We start from the raw sequence: 16,727 nt of genomic DNA on the forward strand, positions 1-16,727 counted from the left end.
CCACTTCTCTGTAAAATAGAATTCAATATTACTCGTACCCACACAAGCACTTACGTTTTCAAAAAAGACCGACACCCGTCCAGAAATAATGCTGCTGAGAAGGCAATTCGTTTGTTCAGATCTTCTTCGTTGAACTCTGGATTAAGCATAATATCCATCTTCAGACGATCCAGAATCCCAATGTACGATTTGGCTAATAAGACTGGCTCAGGTACACTTGCACTTTCCAGCACCTCGCACACCATGCTCATATATTGATTCATAAATTCTTTCATAAAATGCATCAGATCCGGATCATTATTAGGTGCCATAAAAAAGAGCTTGGTATGATTGCGACGCTCATAATAATACGTAAGGTGGGTCTTGGCTATTGCGCCAAGTTTATCACCTGTGTTCTCATGCGAGTTCAAAGCATATTCAAGACGACTGATAAAACTGTTACAGTCACGCTTGGATACTGCTACAAATAATTGTTCCTTACTTTTGAAATATAAATAAATGGTGCCTTTTGCGATGCCAGCTTCGTCTGCAATATCAGACATCTTCGTCTCATAAAAACCCTTCGAGCCAAAGATACCATAGGCTGCATCCAAAATAGCCTCCGATTTGTCTCCATGTACAGTGTTCAAATGTTACTCCCTCCTACAACGCCAAAATGTTACCCAATCCAATCGCCACACATCCCCCAATGACCGAGCTAAGCACGTTCACCAGGTCGTTACTCATCCATGACCAGCCACGAGCCCGAACCGTTGGATGCCCGCAATGTTCATGTACTTCAACTTCACGACCACACACGGTACAACGATACATCATCTGCACCGTTGCGCCCAGATAGGAATCGGCAAAAGCACCTGCCAATCCGCCTACAAGGCCAACAAAAGTCCAACTAAGCAGCCCAAGCCCTTCTACCCCGGCGATCCAGGAAAAGAAAAATGCTCCCGCACCAATCAGAGCCCCGCCTACAGCTGCAGCCAGGGTACCGAGAAGTGAAACGCCTCCTGAGGCACCTGGAGTAAGTACCTTCCACGTGAGAACAGAGCGCGGTGGCTTGCGACTGATACTCCCGAGTTCGGTTGCCCATGTATCCGATGTAACGGTAGCCATTACGCCAATGAAAGCATATATCCATGCCGGATGTGGAAATATCCAGTATCCCAGACACAGGAACATGCCCATCCCACCATTAGCCATCACTTGTCCGGCATCCCGATTTCCTGACTTGGCATAGGATTTCTCCAGCTCCTGCTTCCGATCTTTACGAAACCTGGAGAGCAACGTTGAAGTGATGAAAAACAACAATAACGTGCCAAACCAGAACAGGTTACCCGCTCCGTAATATATCGTTCCCATCATAATTGCTGCCAGGCAGCCAGACAGGGTTAGCGACTTTTTCGCATAGGCAGCACCTGCCACCATAGAAGCGCATACGGCGCCAATAATCCAATCCATAATGTCTCCTGCATGCAGCGTATACACAGCCCGCATGACGTTTATTGTATTTTTGAAACTCAATTATACCACGGTTTGATGTCAAAGCCGAAACTCCAGAGGCCAGCACGCAAAAAACCTGTTTCGGCCTCGTTTAGAAGTGCCAAAACAGGTTATTGATATAACGTTAAACAAGATAAATTCCCTTTTGCGTAACGTCTGTTATTCAGTGTGCCTATCTTCTCATTCAGACCCGCTTCGCTCCGCCAATGACCCCATATCGGTAGAGTACTCTGCGACCAAACCAATTGAACAATCGATCCGTCAGGAATCCCATAAAACCTAGGGAAATCAGCCCGACAAAGATCCAATCCGTCCGGAAAAAGAGTCTGGAATTCCAGATCAAGTAACCGACTCCCTCATTCGAGGCAATCATCTCAGCACCGATTATGGCCATATAAGAAGTTCCCATCGCCAGTCGTACACCCGTGAAGATATACGGGGTTGTCGCCGGAACAATCACATGCAGCAGAATCTGCCGTTCATTGGCTCCCATACTGCGGGCCGAACGGATTTTGTCTTCTTCAACGGAGAGTACACCTGTCAGTGTATTCAGCACAACAATGAAGAAGGTAGCGTACATGATGAGCGCGATCTTGGATTGCTCTCCAATTCCGAACCACACCAAAAATAAGGTAATAAAAGCAATGGGCGGGATAAAACGTATAAAGTTAAGGAATGGCTCGGCGAACAGCCGGATGATATGCACCTTGCCAATAATCAGTCCTACCGGAATAGCAATGATACTTCCGAGTACCCAGCCCGCCAGTACACGAGTGAAACTGATTCCGATATACTGCATCAGCGTACCGTCAGCAATCAGTTCGCGTGCTCCCAGGATCGTGTGCCACGGACCAGGGATTACGTCAGGCCCATAGATGAGGGCACCAAGCTGCCAGATTAAGATGACCGTTACCCATAGAAGCGGGATAGATACCCATTTTTTCTCCAACCATTTCATCTTACATATCACCTCAGTTATTCTTCAAAGTGGCCTTGAATTCGGTCATACAGGGTGTTGAACTCAGACGAGGCGATGTTCCTAGGGTAAGGTAAAGTGTTGTGGTAAATATCCGTTATATTTGAAGATGGACCTACGGACATAATGCCTATGCGCTCACCAAGTAATAACGCTTCCTGAATATCGTGTGTGACAAAGATAACGGTTTTATGTGTTTCTTTCCAAATATTCACCAGTTCCTTCTGCATGGTTCGTCTCGTCATCGCGTCCAGCGCACCGAATGGCTCATCCATCAACAAGATCGCCGAGTCATTCGCAAGTACCCGAGCCAATTGAACCCGCTGCTTCATGCCGCCCGAAAGTTCTTTCGGAAATTTCCCCTCATGAGCACTCAGTCCAACAAGCTGGATGTAACGATCAGAGATCTCACGCCGTTGTGTCTTAGGCACCTTGGACATTCGAAGCCCGAATTCAACATTCTCCCTCACCGTTAGCCATGGAAAGAGAGAAGAATCCGCCTGCTGGAACACCATTGCCCGATCCCTGCCCGGCCTGTCGATCTCCTTGTTGTCTACCTTGAGCTGTCCACCCGACTTGGAGATAAAACCCGCGATCATGTTCAGCAGCGTCGACTTCCCGCATCCACTGGGTCCAAGCAGGACGAAGAATTCTCCTCCCTTGATAACCAGATCGACATCCTTAATGATATAATGCACATCCCCATTGGTCGGGGCATGATATGTTTTTCGAAGCTGTTCAATATGAATGGTATGCTGAGTTGCAGGTAAGGACATAACGGACACCTCCCATTTCAATAAGAATTATTTACTATATGTCACTTTTTCCGGCAAAGCCTGCTGGAGAGAAGTCAGATTGAGTTTGGTGTCGAGATCAAAATCCTGTTCGATGATTCCGGTGTCCACCATATATTGCTTCTGACCTGCCAAACTATCATAAGCAGCCTGCGTAAATCCAACTTCCCATGGATTGATCGGAAGGTCTTTCAACGTGGCATCTTTAGGCTGTTTGGTCTCTTGATACATCAGATCAGCAACCTCTTCAGGATGCGCTTGGGCATACGTGGATGCTTCATCCAGCGCTGCAAGGAAGTCACTTATCTTTTCAGGGTTTGCCTGGATGAATTCATTACTTGATACCAGTCCCATACCAAGGCGTATAGGCGTCTGAGACATATCCGTCAGCTGATGTACTCCTTCGAGTGCATCGAATTTATCGGTTAACGCGGAACCTATGACCCAAGCGGCATCAAGGTCTCCCTGTTTCAGTGCGATGTAGGCCTCATCAAAAGCCCCCTGACCAATTTGCGTCACATCACTCAGCGCCACCCCCTGATCTTTCAAATATTCATCCCATAGATACGGAATAAATGTGCCTCGAATGAAACTCACTTTCTTGCCCTTCAAATCCGCTCCACTCTGAATATCCTCTTTTGCATACAGCTTCCAGGCGGCTGCCGCTTCATCCGTAGCCTGACCTGCGGAAGCAATGACCGAATATTCCCCTTTAGCCAGCGCATTTAATACAGGGAAGTCTGCCCCGTACGCAATATCTACCTGTTTGATAAATAGTGCATTTACACCTTCAGCCGGTGAGCCAAACGTAATACTCTCTGCATCAATGCCCCGTTTTTCAAAGAAACCTTTGGCAATGGCTACCCTGAACGTTGGGTTGGTACTTGTATCTGCAATTCGAATTTTTACATTATTGGCATTTTTGCCGTTAGCGTCTTTTGCTCCAGATCCTGCTGCATTTGAACTGCATCCAGATAATATGAGTGCCGTAGCCAGGAATAATATCAATACGCCGGTAATTATAGATGATTTTCTCACAATATACACCCCATTCGATCTAGTCATGATTCTTGACGCTTAACCGCCTGACTTGCCTTCATCCGACGTTGCCACACAGGCTGCACCCTCCACAAATGGAAGAGTTGTCTCCACGCTCACGATGGATGCAGAACCTTTGGGTGCTGCTCCCGGCACCCTGTAGTTGGAGACATCAATTGCTTCAATGGCAACTTCCTGCGGCTTCTCTAACTGCGGAACCCACTGATAAGGAACGCGATACGAGCGATAGACCATATTGGTATTGCGCCGATCGGTGTAAGGGGATACATACTCCCAGACCAGCTCATGCTCCGCTGTGACTTCGAACAATCTGCCATTGGAACCTTCGGTTATCAGGGTGTTGCCGTTAGGTAAACGCTGGGCAGAACTGATGTATGGGCTATAAAATTTATAGGAGTCCGTTGGGACGGAAAACCCAGCCTCTGCCGATGTATACTGCCAGACAATTTCCAGGGTGACCGGGTTAATCTCCAACACACGGGAGTGATCCCGAATCGCATGTTTCAATCCAAATGGGGAAGCCGGATTCGGAAGGCCGTAACCTGCCCAGCCGCCATTGTCGAATACGAGCAAGTTCCCTTCTCCCGGTAGACCTTGGGGAATGATATGTGCATGATGCTGCCCGATAATTGTGCCAATGTGCTTCGCTTCAGGTGAAGTATAGTCTGGCCCTAGTCTCCACACGATCTTTCCGCTCTGTCTGTCTGTAATGGCGATAATGTTGGCCTCTCTGGCATCCCAGATAATATTGTCGGGGTGGAACCGTTCGTCTCCATCATCATAGAATCGGTTGGGTCCAACATATGAAGCAGAATTAATATGTAACCAGTCACCAACACCACCGCCCAGGTGACCGAAAGAACGTGTATTCGGATCACGGAACAGGACATTTCGAGCAGCTTCATCAAAACCTAATTCTTCAAAGTGCTCGTTAGGCAGCCACTCCCAGAGTACCTTTCCCTCCCAATCCACTTCGATAATGGCATCATCAAGCAATGGCTTATCTGAAATTTGAGGGTTACTCACATTTTTGTGTGCCAGGATGAGCGTTTTACCACTCTTCGTCTTCGGCGCAAGGCCAGGTGCATAGTAACCTACCGGATTACCCTCACGTTGATAATCATGATGCTGGCGGGCATACCATAGTGGCTCATACCCCGGATCTTCAATATGTTCGTAGCTATTGTATTTCCATACAATGTTGCCGTCCCAATCCACTTGGACCAGATCGACATTGTCCTGAATACCGAACTTCGGATCTCTCCGACCCGTGCTGCCCAGCACGTAGCCACCAGGCAATATTTTGGCCGGAAACCCTAACAACCCTTTCCACAGGTGGACCTCCTTGCCATTCATATCGATCAACACTACGCCTTCCTCACCTGCCTGATAGACGGTATAACCGCCCCAAGCCTTATCCGGATTGTATAACGTTGCTCCAGTTGGATATATTGTTGAGTGTCCCATTAATCATCTCTCCCCTAGAATGTTTGTGGAATGTCGAATATCACTACTTGATTCAACCTCAATAACTGAGATAGTTCCCCTTCCCGGTATTGTCCCGCTGCTTCTGCTCAAGGTCACTTGTAGAGGACTGCTCATGTTCCTGTATCCCGTTGTTCTCTGCCAATTCCAGCACCGTGTCCGAGAATCCCTCCAGATTCGCTACCACCCGCTCATAGAATTGACTTTGTTGCTCCAGTTCCTCCGTGGTAAACCCCTCAAACAGAAGCGTAATACATCGGGCACCGATGTTGCTGTTTCTCGCATACATCTCTCGCCCGCTGGATGTAATGTCCAGTAAAACCGTCCGGCGATCGTCTTCCTTTCGCCTGCGGATGGAGAGTCCCTTTTTCTCCAGCTTATCGGTTAGCGCTGTAATGGCACCTGATGTGAAGTCCAATTGTTCTGCCAAATCCCCAAGCCGTTGTTCTCCCTCACGAATGATCTTGTGCAGGATGAGCATGCCCGGCAGGCTAATGCCTTCTACAGAGATGCGATCCCGCTCTTTGACAAATCGTCTGACCATTTTGCGAAATAACCAATCCGTCCGCTCCAACGCTTCCCAATCTCTATCGCTCATTCCATATCCTCCTTGTTCGTCTGAAGCCTCAATCGCATACGAAAAAAGGCCCCCGTGGACATTCCATAGTGGAGTAGTCCCGGGAGCCTTTGGTGGTCCAATCAGCTCAGTTCCGTTTTCAGTTCAAATTATTTCACTGTTCATTTAATGAGTATTAAAATAATTGAGATCATCATATAACCAACTAACCCAACCTGTCAAGTGTGAATTATATTAGTAATTTTACTTTCACGTTTATTCCCCACTGATTTGAAATTACTTATCCTGTTTTAAGTTTCAATTCAGGTTTCCCGTTTACACTATTCTCAGGTCAAAACATCAACGACAAGCTACGATTCAGTTCGTACTCAACTACAGAAATGAGGATTATCCATATGAACATGAAAAGAGTCATTATTATAGGCACAATGATTGTCACTATGTCCTTCGCCGGAACAGCATGGGGTCAATCTGCCATCTCCCCTATACCTACTGCTAAATGGTCCATCGTTGACCTGGATACTCGTGAGGTAAGCGGCGACGAGCTGCTCAGCGCTCTGAATCAGCCTTCAGAAGCGGATTTGTACGAGGAATTGTATAGCGGCAAATCACTGAGGACGATCACGGAAGAAAACAACGGAAACTTGAATGAGGTCATTGCTATACAGGTTAGGCAGCTCAAGGAACAGTTGGATGAACGGCTCGCAAGTGGAAGTATCCGTTCGGAGCAATATGCTGCACAACAAGCTGAACTGGAAGAGTTGGTCACACAAAGTGCGAATACTGCATACAACTTAGCGTAATTAGCGTCGAATCCGTACGATAGAAATTTTGAAGACCTTTCTGATCTCACGACAAAAAGGAGCGTATGCACGCCCCTTTCTTGTACCCTATCCATCTCAAGCAGGTGTGATGTGTAATCCTTATTGTGCTGCCCCAATCGTGCATGCACCCAAGGATTCGCCGTCCCATGCCAGTTCGAGCACATCTCCTGCTTGTGTTGGTCCAACACCTTCGGGTGTTCCTGTAAAAATGACATCGCCCGGCCCCAGGCCGTAATGGTTACCTACATAATCCATAATATCCTGTAAACTGAAGATCATGTTACGAATGTTGCCACGTTGGACTTCCTCACCATTTTTGGACAATGTAAAGTCTTTCTCCAGTAATGCTGCCGCACCTGGAAATGCCTGAAATGCAGTAACCGGAGCGGAATTTTTGAACCCTTTTGCCGCTGTCCAAGGGTGTCCCTTTTTCTTAATCACGGTCTGTACATCCCGTAACGTAAAATCAATACCAAACGCATATGCATCCACCAGCTCATCTACCGCCATACCTGGCTCATAACTCCGGCCGATATGTACCACCAGTTCAGCTTCATAGTGAACTTCACCCTTCGTAGCAGGCAATTCAAGAGTAGCTCCATTCAGGGGTACGACTGCGTGAGATGGTTTCATAAAAATCATCGGCTCATCCGGAACCGCGTTGCCCAATTCTTCCGCGTGAAGTTTATAATTGCGTCCTACACAGTATACATTGCGAATGTTAGTCAACATGGGAATATAACCACCTTCATTAGTGTAAATAGAGTAAATTACGGTCTGAAGAATCGGCTGCTCGTCTCCTGAAATGCATGTTCCCATACGTCAGGCCGGTTTGTACACAACATGAGCTCTGGATCTACTGCCGCCAGTCTCTTCATAATGTTCTTGTCATCCACTGTCCAAGCCATCACACGAATGCCTGCACTCCGCATTTCGTTCATTAAGGATTTGTCTACATTGGTATATCCAATCGAGAGGAACGTGCAATTCATTTGTCGCAATGCGGTTAACAGATCACCCGGTCGCGCATCAATAATTAGCCCCGTCTGAATCTCCGGTGCAAGTTTTTTCACTTCAATCAGAGCGGCTGGTTCAAACGAAGTGATCACTACATCATTCTGCATATGTCGTTTTCTTAGTTCATATATCACCGCTGCCGGTAAACCAGGGTACATATCACCCTGCGTTTTCAGTTCGATGTTCAAACGCACTCTCCCGCACGAGCGATCTAACAATTCACTTAGAGCCGGAATCCGTTCGCCTTTGTAAGACTTATTTTTCCATGATCCGGCATCCAGCCGTTGCAGATCAGCCCAATCGGTTTCCCGAACCAGGCCCCTGCCATTCGTCGTGCGATCCACTGTAAAATCATGAATGATCACTGGTACACCATCACGTGATAACTGCACATCCAGCTCCATCCACTGAACTTCAGGCCGTTCCATAGCCATTAAGAATGCAGCCATCGTATTCTCTGGTGCAATGGAAGAAAATCCACGGTGCGCTACACAAAGGTTGTTCATTTGATGCCCTCCTCAACAATGGTTCTCAATTTGGCGAAGCCACTCCATTCGCATCATATCGAATGCCTGGGGATAGCTGTGCCATCTGCTGCAGCAGAAGTCTGTTTGCCTCATCAATCATCGGGATGGCCTGACCAAGCCCCGCCTCATAAGGGATAACTTTCATGCTGCAAGCAGCCTCGCGACTACAGCGTGCCTGAAACACAGCCGTTTTCCACGTTTCTTCGGTTGTGGATCTGGAGAAAATAAAATTCCCCGTACTGTATGCAATCCACTTCCCTTTGTAATACTCCAACCCTTGCAATACATGGGGATGTCCACCTATGACCAGATCCGCACCAGCATCTACAAACTCACGAGCCAATCGGGTCTGGTCACTATTCGGAGTACTTACCCGTTCCTCTCCCCAGTGTGCAACCACAATGACCAGATCCGCCTTATTACGGGCCTCCTGGATCGCTGTAACTGCTCCTGTGGAATCATAGGCTTCAGCCACGCCAGCCCGATTACCCTCAGCCTTCCAACTCGTTTCCGGTACAACTCGGGAGAACCCAAGCAATGCGATCTTCATGCCTTTGCGTTCCAGATACGCTGGTGCATAGGCCTCATCTCTGTTCATGCCAGCCCCGGTGTGGGCTATGCCATACTCCTTGAGATAGGTTAGCGTATCCACCAAGCCCTCTACACCTTGATCCAGGATATGATTGTTAGCCAAATTCACAGCATCAAAACCAGCAGAGGCCATTGCCGCCAATGCTTTGGGCGAAGATTTATATACATATGTTTTGTCAGCTGCACCCGTACCCCCCAGCGTTATGGGTGTCTCCAGGTTACCGATGGTAAGATCATCGTCCTTGAATAATCTGCCGAGCTTGGCAAAGGGATAATCATAACCGTTCCTATCCAACAGTTCAGCAACTTTGCCCGAGAATTGAATATCCCCAACAAAATTAATCGTAACATCCTCCGCTGAGTTGGAGGGTTTTGACGTCTCAGATTCCTTATCCACACCTGCATTTCCCTTGGTGCTGGATGGTGTCGAAACCGCCGCAGGTTTTTTCGTTCCAGACTCCGTCTTCCCACTATTGGTGTTGCCTGAAGTGTCAGGTGTCGCTACGCCGGATGTTTTTTCTGCATCCTCTGATGTCTCTTCATCCGCAGCTCCGGGTTCTTCTTCCGAAGTCTCATCGGACTCCGAGTCTGGTGAAATTACTTGATCGCCGCCTTTGGCATCGTCTCCAATGGAAGGCTGATTCTGATCGACAATTTCTTGTTGCACCGGCTCGTCTGCCTGTTGCTGACGTGAATGGATGACATAAAAAATGCCGACTAGACCAATTGCCATGATCAATACAATATTAACTATCCAGATGACTGTATTGCGGGTACGTTTACCTTTTTTCTTCTGTACACTTCGCTCTGATCTTGGGGGATACATAAGCAACTCCTCTTCTTCTTCACAGCCATACATACCATTATATCAGGCATATTCTGGATTTCCATCATTCCTTGGAACTGTATCAATTGGAAGGGTATGAACTCGGTTAACTTTCAGATCTTCATGTAAAAAAAGCCGTCTCTCCTGTAGATAATTCTACGTTTGAGACAGCTCTCTTGCTGCACTTATTCTACCGCAAACTCTTTTGTAGCCTGGACAGACATTTCCTTCGCTTGTCTGATGCAATCTGGCAAACCTACGCCTTCATAACCTGCACCTGCAATGTACACACCCGGTAATTTACTGCCTAACTCCTCACGAAGAGCGGCAATATGTTGGAGGTGTCCCACGGGATACTGTGGCATTGATTTGCGAAGCCTTGTAATCTCAGAGAAGATCGGTACCGCTTCGATACCCATGGTCTCTCTCAGATCTTTGAGAACCAGATCGGTCAGCGCTTCATCCGGAAGCTCTACGTTCTGTTCGTCCCCAGAGCGACCAACATAACAACGGAGCAAGACTTTATCGTCCGGGCTGGTATGCAGCCATTTCGTCGATGTCCACGTGCAAGCCGTAATATTCCGGCCCTCTTTTCGCGGAACGAGGAAACCTGATCCGTCGAATACATGCTCTACCTCTTTTTTCTCAAAAGCGAGCACCACATTAGCTACAGACACGTAGTTAATTGCGTCCAGAGCCGCTGTATCCACGTGTGGCTTCAACAGCTCCGACGCGACATACGTCGGCACGGTAACCACTACATCATCGGCTTCAAGCATTTCGCTATTACCCAGTTCAACACGGTATCGGGTCTGCGCCCCAGCAATAGGTTGCAGCGACTTCACCGCGGTGTTCAGACGTTGATCCACATCCTGCAACTCATGGACGAGGGCATGAACAAGACTTTGAAGCCCCTGCCGGAAATTCAAAAAGGCACTTCGTTTTGTTCCAGTATGCGTCTCGGCAGGTTTTCGACCAGTCATCATGCCCCGGATCAAGCTGCCGTAATCGCGCTCTACTTCTCCGAATTGCGGGAAAGTAGCCTGGAGACTCAATCGCCGCATATCCCCTGCATAGATTCCCGCAAGCAGCGGTTCGGTCAAGTTCTCCAGCACTTCTGCTCCAAGACGTCGCTCAATCATATAACCGAGCGATTCATCCTCTGTTGTGCGACGCGGTGGGATGACAAAGTCCATCAACGCCCGCAGTTTACCAACCGGAGAGACCAGACCACTTCTCAAGAATGGTCTTAATTCTGTCGGAATACCGAGAACGAGTCCTGCTGGCATAGGATGAAGCTTGCCACGCTGCATGATATACGTTTTCTTTGATTCCGGATTCTGACTTACCAACTCATGATCGATCTCCAATTCTTTGGCCAGATCAATCATTGCTGTTTTGCGAGCCAGGAAAGAATCCGGCCCTTTTTCAATCACAAATCCATCCCGGTGCAGCGTCTCAATCATGCCTCCCATGGACGAGCTTTTCTCGACCAAGGTAATCACAGGTTCAACTCCTGCTTCCCGGTAATGCTTGCGGATATAAAATGCCGCGCTAAGGCCGGTGAGGCCACCGCCGACAATAACAACGCGGCGTTTCTTGTCATCCATTACTCATCCGACCCTTGCTGCCATTGGCTTATAATAACGTCGCTTAACGTCTCCATATATAGAGGATCGCTATTGAGAGAATCAATACGCATCAGGCGCATATCGATCTCTTTGGCAATCGATTTGGCCTCAATATCGAGATCATAGAGCACTTCGAGATGATCCGAAACGAACCCGATTGGTGCCACAAGAACATCCTCTACTTGCTCACGGGAAAGTTCCTGTAACGTATCGAGGATATCTGGCCCAAGCCATGGTTCAGCTGTTCTTCCGGCACTTTGCCAAGTGAATTGCCAATTGGTAATGCCCACACGCGAGGCAATCACTTCCGAAGTCTCCAGCAATTGTTGCGGGTACGGATCACCCATCTCCACAATACGTGCTGGCAAGCTGTGGGCACTAAACAACACTTTCACATCTCCGCGTTTTGCTCCGGCTTCCTCGAACGCATCCAACTTGGCACTGACACGCGTGGACAAGGCCTGAATTAACTTCGGATGCAGATGATAGCTCTCGATAAAGGACATATGAACGCCCAGTTCTTCTGCTTTTTCCCGCGCTCGCTTGATATAACTGCCTACACTCATCGTTGAGAAATGGGGAGCCAGCACAATACCAATTGCTGTCTGAATCCCATCCTTCGCCATCTGTTCCACGCCATCCTCAATAAACGGATAGGCATGCTTCAGTCCTTGATAACAACGGAATTCCACGTCACTCCCACGCTCATCGCGGTTTAACGTCTCCTGAAGAGCCTTGACCTGATTGTCCGTGTTCTCCCGAAGCGGAAACACACCGCCAACAATAGCTTCATATCGATCCGTCAGTTCCTTCAATTGCTCCGGTTCAGGCGGACGCCCTCTGCGGATATGTGTGTAATACGCTTCAACACTTTCCATATTTTCTGGTGTGCCATATGACATCACCAGTACACCTACAGTTTTAGTCATTCGTTATCGTCACCCCAGTCTTCAATGCTTCCGCAGAATATTCATGAATATATGCGGTTAGTTCTTTGAGCTTATCAAGAGATGCCTCAGGAAATAGTCCGTGACCCAGGTTGAATATATACCCCGGCTCCTTGATTCCTTCGTCGATAATCACTTTAGCTTGTTCCTTGATCAGTTCCATCGGTGCAGTCAGCACATAAGGGTCCAAATTACCCTGGACTGCAAATTTGCCGCCAAGTCGTTGGCGCCCTTCCGCAATCGATACTCTCCAGTCCAATCCAATCACATTGGCTTGCAGATTATGCAGCGTTGGCAACAATTCGCCCGAAGCGACACCAGGGAAATAAATCTTCGGTACATTCAAATCCGATAATTCGGTAAAGATACGGGTAATCGTAGGCAACACATATGTTCTGAAGTCTTTGGGAGAAAGTGCTCCAACCCAGCTGTCAAACAACTGGAATGCCTTACCGCCATTCGCAATATGCGCACGGATATATGTAATTACCATATCACCAAGCTTCTGCATCAACTTGTGCCACACTTCAGGCTCGCTGTACATCATCGTTTTGGTGCGGATGTAACCTTTCGAAGGTTGTCCTTCGATCAGATAACTCGCAATCGTGAAAGGTGCGCCCGCAAACGTAATCAGAGGCACGTCAAGTTCCTTATCCAGAATTCGAATGGTCTCCAGAATATGTGACAGATCTCCTTCGACGTCAATGGGACGCAAACGATCCACATCTGCAGCGGATCGAATAGGATTATCGATAACTGGACCAATATTTTTTACAATGTCAAAATCAATGCCCAGTGAGGCAACCGGATTCATAATATCGGAATACAAAATAGCCGCATCTACACCAAGCTTGCGTACGGGCATGAGTGTAACTTCAGCCGCCAGCTCGGGTTGTTGGCAGATTTCTAGTAAGGAGTACTTTTCTTTAATCTTGCGATATTCAGGATCGTAACGTCCAGCCTGACGCATGTACCATACCGGAACACGGTCGACCTGTTGCTTGAAACTTGCCCGAATCAGTCGATCATTATAGCTCATGTAAGAAGCCTCCAATAGTTTTTGGACTCATAATTACCATTATGCCCTTTTTAAACAGCCGTAACAACCACATGCAGATGCGTTCTACGTGACAATACTATGACATTCCTTACACCCCTCCTCCATATGCCAATTATGTTATAATGAAAGAATGGTGTTTTTTTGAGAATTACAGAAATATCTTTGAAAGGAAGTGAAAGCACTTTGAAAACGTGGAAAGTAAACCTCATTGTGCTTTGGTTCGGACAATTTTTGGTCAATTCGGGCATGACCATGATTACCCCATTTTTGTCCCTGTATCTCGCAAGAGATCTTGGCGTTGTTGGCGAACATGAAATTGGCATTTGGGCCGGATTTATATTTGCAGCCAATTTCCTGACCTCATTTTTGTTCCAACCGCTCTGGGGCAAATTATCTGACAAGTATGGTCGAAAAGTTATGTTGCTGCGCTCGGGATTCGGAATGGCCATCGTGATCGCCCTTATGGGTCTGGCACAGAATCCCTGGCAGCTTCTCTTATTACGTTTGCTTAACGGTACAATTTCCGGTTTCAATCCTGCAGCTGTTGCGCTGATATCGGGTACCACTCCGAAGGACCGAATGGGTTTCGCCATGGGAATCAGTCAGTCCGGGCAGGTTGCCGGCACGATCCTGGGTCCGCTCATTGGTGGCTTGCTAGCTGATGCGGTAGGCTTCCGTCCCATTTTCTACATTACAGGCGGACTGATCTTCGTCGCTTCCATGCTCGCCATGTTCCTTGTGAGAGAGAAATTCGACCGCAAAGAAGCAGCCAAACTGCCGGCACAATCCGTATTGTCCGGTCTCAAGGAGTTGAACAAGTCACCCCAACTGCCCGCACTGTTTGCTGTGACGTTCCTGTTGCAATTTGCGATGATAAGCCCCATGTCACTCTTGCCGCTGTATGTACAAAAATTGCATGCTTCGGATGTAAATGTGGCCTTCTGGGCAGGACTTGTCGGTGCAGTTACGGGACTATCCAATATGGCGATGTCTCCGATTCTAGGGAAGCTGAGTGACCGGATCGGCCCACACAAAGTCCTTACCTTCTCACTCATCGGAACAGGACTCATGCTTATTCCGCAGGCATTTGTTCAGACGGTGTGGCAGCTCATACTTGTCCGTTTCATGATGGGTGTGTTTATGGGTGGCCTGCTTCCAAGCGTTAACGCCTTGATCCGTTCCTACACATCAGATAGCATGATTAGCCGTGCATTCAGTTTTAATACGAGCACTTTGGCGTTGGGCAACATGCTTGGGGCGGTCATCGGAGGCTTTATGGCAGGATTCATCGGAATTGAAGGTCTCTTTATTGTCTCTGGTGGACTGCTACTGCTCAATATGGTTTGGGTCAGATTCAAATTGTACAACAAACCGGCATTGCCGCGGGAATCCTGATTTCCCATCTATATAACCAATCCATATCAACGTTCTTCAGAAAAGCCGCTTCCAGTGCTAATGGCCTGGAAGCGGCTTTTGTCATTCATGTATCAATCATGTATTGAATTGTATCGGATAATGTTTCACACCAAATACAAAAGCACTTTGTATCGGCTGCAGGACCGTTCCCGGCACAAGCTGAATGCACTCCATGTGCTGAAGCAACGTATGCAGAACTACCCTTGCTTCCAAACGAGCGAGTGGTGCACCCAAACAAAAATGAATGCCAAATCCAAATCCCATATGTCTGTTCGGCTTGCGATCAGATATAAAATCTTCCGGACGCTCGAATTGCACACCGTCCCGATTCGCTGATCCAACCCAGGAAATCACCTGATCTCCCGCTTGTATCGTCTGTCCATTCAACTCTACGGTTTCCTTGGCGACCCGCCCAATCGCAACAATTGGCGGATAATATCTCAGCGTCTCTTCAATCGCAGAAGTAATCCGTTCTGGATGTTCGCGCAACTCCTGTTGTAGATCGGGTTGTTCAGACAGAATACGAACCGCATTGGTAATCAGGTTGGTTGTTGTTTCATTCCCAGCAGCAAGCAAGAGAATACAGAAGCCTACCACTTCCTCTGCAGTCAGCTTCTGACCATCAATCTCCGCAGCAAGCAGTAACGAAATCAGATCATCCTGTGGCTGCAACCGACGTTCTTCCATGATGCCAGTGAAATAGATATGCAGTTCCTGTATATTTCTTTTTTTCTCCTCCAACAACTCCTGAAAAGCCTGCTCACTATCATCACGTGCACCCTTCACTAATACATCAGACCAGTCCTTGAACTTTTGACGATCCGTTGCAGGGACTCCGATCAATTCAGCAATTACAATGACAGGCAATGGCATGGCAAGGTCATCAACAAGTTCCATATGTCCTTCTGACAGGTGTGGAGCAATTAACTCATCTGTGATTTCCTGAATACGCGGAGCCAATGCTTCAATTGCCTTGGGTGTAAACGCCTGATTCACCAGATCACGCAGCTGTTTGTGCTTGGGCGGGTCTGTCGTCAACATGCTCGTATTGGCACGATCACGTGCGGAAGAGAACAGTTTCGGGTTTTTCAATACGTACTTCACATCTTCATAACCGAAAACATCCCAGCATTCTCGATGCTCATCATATCGGACTGGAGTGTTGTCACGAAGCTCTGCGTACACCTGGAAGGGAGACAGCCGTTGTTCCAAAGTCTCCAGTTCCCGAATCGGAATGTAATTTGCATACTTTCTGGGTGCCTGTTCCATCGTTTCTCCTCCAATCAATATTATATATTTATTTACATATGTTGTTCACCCCTATTATAAACACAACTTCATAACGAAACCAATCTATGGAACGTAATTGAGACCCATTACCTACTAACCGCTACCAACTTCCTCTCGCACTTTATGTAAATAGAACTAAAGGATATTTACTCTTGGTACTACGATGACAGAATAACCTTCTGATCATTGGTATCCCCCAGCATAAATCTGTAT

The 16,727-nt window shown here is 47.6% G+C and carries 16 protein-coding genes; 2 read left to right on the plus strand and 14 right to left on the minus strand.

Annotation, left to right across the window (positions count from 1 at the left end; genetic code table 11):
• Window positions 1-50: 50 nt before the first annotated feature.
• The 7 genes from FS628_RS04390 to FS628_RS04420 all read right to left on the minus strand — a co-directional run bounded on the left by FS628_RS04390 (window position 51) and on the right by FS628_RS04420 (window position 6,406).
• Window positions 51-629 carry a TetR/AcrR family transcriptional regulator gene (locus FS628_RS04390; protein ID WP_145319343.1) on the minus strand — a complete coding sequence of 193 codons (579 nt, stop codon included), beginning with the start codon at window positions 627-629 and terminating at the stop codon, window positions 51-53.
• A gap of 13 nt (window positions 630-642) precedes the next feature.
• Window positions 643-1,452, minus strand: a complete 810-nt coding sequence (locus FS628_RS04395; protein ID WP_145319346.1) for a DUF92 domain-containing protein — start codon at window positions 1,450-1,452, stop codon at window positions 643-645.
• A 226-nt stretch (window positions 1,453-1,678) separates the two neighbouring features.
• A complete protein-coding gene (locus tag FS628_RS04400; RefSeq protein WP_145319349.1) occupies window positions 1,679-2,452 on the minus strand; it encodes an ABC transporter permease in 774 nt (257 codons plus the stop codon).
• 17 nt (window positions 2,453-2,469) lie between these two features.
• The gene (locus FS628_RS04405; RefSeq protein WP_074094443.1) at window positions 2,470-3,246 is read right to left on the minus strand and encodes an ABC transporter ATP-binding protein; all 777 of its coding nucleotides are present in this window, start codon (window positions 3,244-3,246) and stop codon (window positions 2,470-2,472) included.
• A gap of 27 nt (window positions 3,247-3,273) precedes the next feature.
• The gene (locus tag FS628_RS04410; RefSeq protein WP_145319352.1) at window positions 3,274-4,302 is read right to left on the minus strand and encodes an ABC transporter substrate-binding protein; all 1,029 of its coding nucleotides are present in this window, start codon (window positions 4,300-4,302) and stop codon (window positions 3,274-3,276) included.
• A gap of 39 nt (window positions 4,303-4,341) precedes the next feature.
• A complete protein-coding gene (locus FS628_RS04415; RefSeq protein ID WP_145319355.1) occupies window positions 4,342-5,790 on the minus strand; it encodes an aryl-sulfate sulfotransferase in 1,449 nt (482 codons plus the stop codon).
• A 58-nt stretch (window positions 5,791-5,848) separates the two neighbouring features.
• Window positions 5,849-6,406, minus strand: a complete 558-nt coding sequence (locus FS628_RS04420) for a MarR family winged helix-turn-helix transcriptional regulator (protein ID WP_145319358.1) — start codon at window positions 6,404-6,406, stop codon at window positions 5,849-5,851.
• A 374-nt stretch (window positions 6,407-6,780) separates the two neighbouring features.
• On the opposite strand from FS628_RS04420, the gene FS628_RS04425 reads away from it, so the two are divergent.
• A complete protein-coding gene (locus FS628_RS04425) occupies window positions 6,781-7,188 on the plus strand; it encodes a hypothetical protein (protein WP_145319361.1) in 408 nt (135 codons plus the stop codon).
• 120 nt (window positions 7,189-7,308) lie between these two features.
• On the opposite strand, the gene FS628_RS04430 is transcribed toward FS628_RS04425, so the two are convergent.
• From FS628_RS04430 to hemE, 6 genes are all read right to left on the minus strand, one after another.
• Complete coding sequence (locus tag FS628_RS04430) at window positions 7,309-7,941, minus strand: fumarylacetoacetate hydrolase family protein (protein ID WP_145319364.1); 633 nt, start codon at window positions 7,939-7,941, stop codon at window positions 7,309-7,311.
• Window positions 7,942-7,979: 38 nt separating this feature from the next.
• On the minus strand, window positions 7,980-8,732 hold the full coding sequence (locus FS628_RS04435) for a glycerophosphodiester phosphodiesterase (RefSeq protein ID WP_145319367.1): 753 nt from the start codon (window positions 8,730-8,732) through the stop codon (window positions 7,980-7,982).
• A 25-nt stretch (window positions 8,733-8,757) separates the two neighbouring features.
• Window positions 8,758-10,170: a CapA family protein gene (locus tag FS628_RS04440; protein ID WP_145319369.1), complete on the minus strand. Its 1,413-nt coding sequence runs from the start codon at window positions 10,168-10,170 to the stop codon at window positions 8,758-8,760.
• 185 nt (window positions 10,171-10,355) lie between these two features.
• Window positions 10,356-11,780 (minus strand): protoporphyrinogen oxidase, encoded by a 1,425-nt coding sequence (gene hemY / locus FS628_RS04445; protein WP_145319372.1) that lies wholly within the window; start codon window positions 11,778-11,780, stop codon window positions 10,356-10,358.
• Window positions 11,780-12,730 (minus strand): ferrochelatase, encoded by a 951-nt coding sequence (gene hemH, locus FS628_RS04450; RefSeq protein ID WP_145319375.1) that lies wholly within the window; start codon window positions 12,728-12,730, stop codon window positions 11,780-11,782. Before hemH ends, hemY begins: the two co-directional genes overlap by 1 nt.
• Window positions 12,723-13,787: a uroporphyrinogen decarboxylase gene (hemE, locus tag FS628_RS04455; protein WP_145319378.1), complete on the minus strand. Its 1,065-nt coding sequence runs from the start codon at window positions 13,785-13,787 to the stop codon at window positions 12,723-12,725. The genes hemH and hemE overlap by 8 nt, the downstream gene beginning before the upstream one ends.
• A gap of 204 nt (window positions 13,788-13,991) precedes the next feature.
• Here hemE and FS628_RS04460 point away from each other — a divergent pair, with 204 nt between their 5' ends.
• Complete coding sequence (locus tag FS628_RS04460; protein WP_145319381.1) at window positions 13,992-15,203, plus strand: MFS transporter; 1,212 nt, start codon at window positions 13,992-13,994, stop codon at window positions 15,201-15,203.
• A gap of 96 nt (window positions 15,204-15,299) precedes the next feature.
• Here FS628_RS04460 and FS628_RS04465 read toward each other — a convergent pair whose 3' ends face one another.
• The gene (locus FS628_RS04465; protein WP_145319384.1) at window positions 15,300-16,493 is read right to left on the minus strand and encodes a cytochrome P450; all 1,194 of its coding nucleotides are present in this window, start codon (window positions 16,491-16,493) and stop codon (window positions 15,300-15,302) included.
• Window positions 16,494-16,727 lie beyond the last annotated feature (234 nt).

Origin of the sequence: Paenibacillus xylanexedens, from assembly GCF_007676705.1 — a bacterium.
GTDB lineage: Bacteria > Bacillota > Bacilli > Paenibacillales > Paenibacillaceae > Paenibacillus > Paenibacillus xylanexedens_C.